Origin of the sequence: Sulfurovum sp. (assembly GCF_041562805.1) — a bacterium.
Classification (GTDB): Bacteria; Campylobacterota; Campylobacteria; order Campylobacterales; family Sulfurovaceae; genus Sulfurovum.
Genome location: NZ_JBFFOH010000220.1, coordinates 1 through 3,240, shown reverse-complemented (window position 1 = coordinate 3,240; position 3,240 = coordinate 1). Strand labels below are relative to the sequence as shown.

Genomic DNA, 3,240 nt, shown 5'->3' with positions numbered 1-3,240 from the left:
CTCTATTGTCCGAACGATAACCATCTCTAACCTCATATTTCGCTATATTTTGATAAAATCATATCAAAATTACACTAGGATTTTACTATGGATGCATACGAATACAGCGAATTACTCAAATCACTTACTATTAAAATGGATAATATTAAAAATATTGTAAAACCAGATCTCTTAGAAAAGAGATTAAAAGAGATAGAAGAGATGCAGCAAGACCCTGATTTTTGGAACGATGCGACCAATGCAGGGAAGATCTCCCAGGAAAAAACCAAAGCTGAACGTATATTGGCGACCTATAACAATGCCTATGATGCAGTGCATGATGCCAGTGAGTATTTTGAACTCTCTAAAGCAGAGAATGATGAAGAGACCTTGGAGATGCTTTATGAAGATGCCCAGAGCCTACAGGAAAGTACCAATGCCCTAGAGGTACAGATGATGCTCAGTGGAGAACATGATGGTGCCAATGCCATCGTCTCCATCCACCCAGGAGCTGGTGGAACTGAATCACAAGATTGGGCCAGTATGCTCTACCGTATGTATTTACGTTGGGCAGAGAGACATGGCTTTAAAGTCGAAGGACTTGACTATCAGGCTGGAGAAGAAGCAGGTATCAAAGATGTCTCTTTCATCATCAAGGGTGAAAATGCCTATGGCTACCTCAAAGTGGAAAACGGTATTCATAGACTGGTACGTATCTCTCCTTTTGATTCTAATGCCAAACGTCATACTTCATTTTCTTCAGTGATGGTTTCACCGGAAATAGATGATGACATAGACATCACCATAGAAGACAAAGATTTACGTGTGGATACTTACCGTGCCTCAGGTGCAGGGGGACAACACGTCAATAAAACAGAGTCAGCCATCCGTCTCACACATATACCAACCAATATCATCGTACAATGTCAAAATGATAGAAGCCAGCATAAAAATAAAGCTGCAGCCATGAAAATGTTGAAATCTCGTCTTTATGAGTATGAGATGGCTAAAAAACAAGCTGTCTTAGATGGTGTAGAAAAATCAGAAATTGGTTGGGGACACCAGATACGCTCCTACGTTATGCAACCTTATCAACAGGTCAAAGATACCCGTTCCAACCAAGCTTTTACCAATGTAGATGCCATCCTTGATGGAGATATAGATAAGCTACTCGAAGGTGTGCTTATTACTCAAGCGAAATAGAAATGCAAAGTAACCCTGACTACTCTTCTTCTTTCTCTTTCTCTTCATCTTCTTTTGGAAGATATTTAGAGACCGTTTTTGTGAGCACAACTGCTGCAAAAAAAGCCAAAATAACCATAGAGGTTGTATAGAGAACATTCATTAGATCTATTTTCATACCTTCTCCTTCAGTATTTTATCTTCGATCTTATATGCAACATCACAACGTGCCTCCATACTCTCATCATGGGTTACCAGTAAGAGTCCGGCACCTGTCTCTTTAATGTAATCCATCAATACATCCATCACTAACTCTGCAGTCTCTTTATCGAGATTTCCGGTAGGTTCATCTGCGAAAATGATACGAGGATTTTTACTGAGTACTCTGGCTATGGAAACACGTTGCTGTTGTCCACCTGAAAGTTCACCTATCTTTTGTTTCATGAGGTCTTTGATCTCTAGCTTTTCAAGTATGGTATCATCGATCTTCTCTGCACTTAACATACTGGCCACTTCAATATTTTCCATTGCTGTCATACCTTTAAAGAGGTAATGAAATTGAAAGATGATCCCTATATCATAACGGCGTAGTGCCTCAATGGACTTATCATCAAGACTGTAAAGATCTTTTCCTAAAAGTGTGACACTGCCTTTATCTGGTTTGATAAATGTTGAAAATATATGTAAAAGTGTAGACTTTCCACAACCGCTTCGGCCAATGATCGCTGCACTCTGGGATGGTTTTAAAGAAAAATTTACATCATGAAATAAAAGTGTATCAAAACCGTGGGAAATATTTTGAGCTTCCAATAAGGATTGGGACATCTGTTGCCTTTAGATTATTTTGCAGGTGTGGATTCCGTTCCACTTCATGGCATATTCTAACATAAAAATGTGGTGGGTATATTGAGGAAAAGAGGAAAAATTTAAGACCCTACCCAAACAACAGTTCAGGTAGAAAGAAAGAATAAGGGGAAACCCTTATCCCATTTGTGCAGCAACTTCAGCAGCAAAATCTTCTTCTGCTACTTCAATCCCTTCACCAACTTCTAGTCTGATGAAATGTACGATATCAGCTGAACCACCAGCTGCTTTTGCTTTTTCTTGAACATATTCAAGAACTGTTTTGCTATCATCCATTACAAATTTCTGATCAAGAAGACATTGCTCTTGGTCAAGTGTTGTGTTGTCTGAAATAAATCTTTCGATCTTACCTGGAAGAATTCTGTCCCAGATCTTTTCAGGTTTACCTTCTGCTTTAAGCTCTTCTTTGAGAAGTGCTTCTGTTGCAGCCATAACTTCTTCAGTCAATTGACTCATAGAGATATACTGAGGAATGTTCTTAAGTGTTTTACCAAGTCTAACAAGCTCTTCATTCTCTTTTTCGATAGCGATAATTCTACCTTGAGTCTCTTCTGCTACATATGCAGGATCAAAGTCTTTAAAAGAAAGTGTTGATGGTGACATAGCAGCTGCGTGCATTGCTATCTCTTTAAGTACAGGAGTCATTGCCTCAGCTGTCTTAGCAGAATCACATCTAGCTTCAATGATCACACCATTTTGAGAATTAGAGTGGACATAACCGTTTACTGCTGTGTTCTCATCAGCATCAATCAGTGCAGCTCTTCTTACTACAAGTTTTTCACCGATAGTTGCAATTTGCTGAGAAAGATACTCAGCAAAAGGCTCACCATTGATAGTAGAAGCATTGATAGCTTCAGCATCAGCGATACTGTTATCAAACGCATGATTTACAACTGTATCCATAACGGCCAAAAATTTGTCATTTTGTGCAACAAAGTCAGTTTGAGAGTTGATTTCAACGATCACTGCTTTTTTACCTTCAACTTTAACACCGATAGCACCTTCAGCAGCTACTTTTCCAGCTTTTTTAGCTGCAGCTCCCATTCCTTGGTCTCTAAGCCATGCAACAGCTTTGTCCATATCTCCATCAGCTTCAGTCAATGCTTTTTTACAGTCCATCATTCCTGCATCAGTCATCTCTCTGAGTTTTTTGATATCTTTAGGTCCAAAGTTTGCCATGATTACGCCTCCGCCAATTCTTTTGCAGATGCTACT

General features: G+C 39.2%; 4 protein-coding genes. 1 reads left to right on the top strand and 3 read right to left on the bottom strand.

Features of this window, described 5'->3' with window-relative positions:
• The first annotated feature begins 87 nt into the window (after positions 1 to 87).
• Positions 88 to 1,182 carry a peptide chain release factor 2 gene (gene prfB, locus ABYK33_RS14860; protein ID WP_373034087.1) on the top strand — a complete coding sequence of 365 codons (1,095 nt, stop codon included), beginning with the start codon at positions 88 to 90 and terminating at the stop codon, positions 1,180 to 1,182.
• A 19-nt stretch (positions 1,183 to 1,201) separates the two neighbouring features.
• Here the strand turns inward: prfB and ABYK33_RS14855 are convergent, their stop codons facing one another.
• The 3 genes from ABYK33_RS14855 to tsf form a co-directional block, all read right to left on the bottom strand.
• A complete protein-coding gene (locus ABYK33_RS14855) occupies positions 1,202 to 1,339 on the bottom strand; it encodes a hypothetical protein (protein ID WP_373034085.1) in 138 nt (45 codons plus the stop codon).
• Positions 1,336 to 1,986 (bottom strand): ABC transporter ATP-binding protein, encoded by a 651-nt coding sequence (locus ABYK33_RS14850; RefSeq protein ID WP_373034084.1) that lies wholly within the window; start codon positions 1,984 to 1,986, stop codon positions 1,336 to 1,338. Before ABYK33_RS14850 ends, ABYK33_RS14855 begins: the two co-directional genes overlap by 4 nt.
• Before the next feature lie 156 nt (positions 1,987 to 2,142).
• Entirely contained in the window at positions 2,143 to 3,204 is a 1,062-nt protein-coding gene (gene tsf, locus ABYK33_RS14845) for a translation elongation factor Ts (protein ID WP_373034088.1), read from the bottom strand.
• Positions 3,205 to 3,240 lie beyond the last annotated feature (36 nt).

Bases quoted from the DNA above. Each gene is read 5' to 3' on its own strand.
- prfB (WP_373034087.1), top strand. From the start codon at position 88: ATGGATGCATACGAATACAGCGAATTACTCAAATCACTTACTATTAAA.
- ABYK33_RS14855 (WP_373034085.1), bottom strand. From the start codon at position 1,339: ATGAAAATAGATCTAATGAATGTTCTCTATACAACCTCTATGGTTATT.
- ABYK33_RS14850 (WP_373034084.1), bottom strand. From the start codon at position 1,986: ATGTCCCAATCCTTATTGGAAGCTCAAAATATTTCCCACGGTTTTGAT.
- tsf (WP_373034088.1), bottom strand. From the start codon at position 3,204: ATGGCAAACTTTGGACCTAAAGATATCAAAAAACTCAGAGAGATGACT.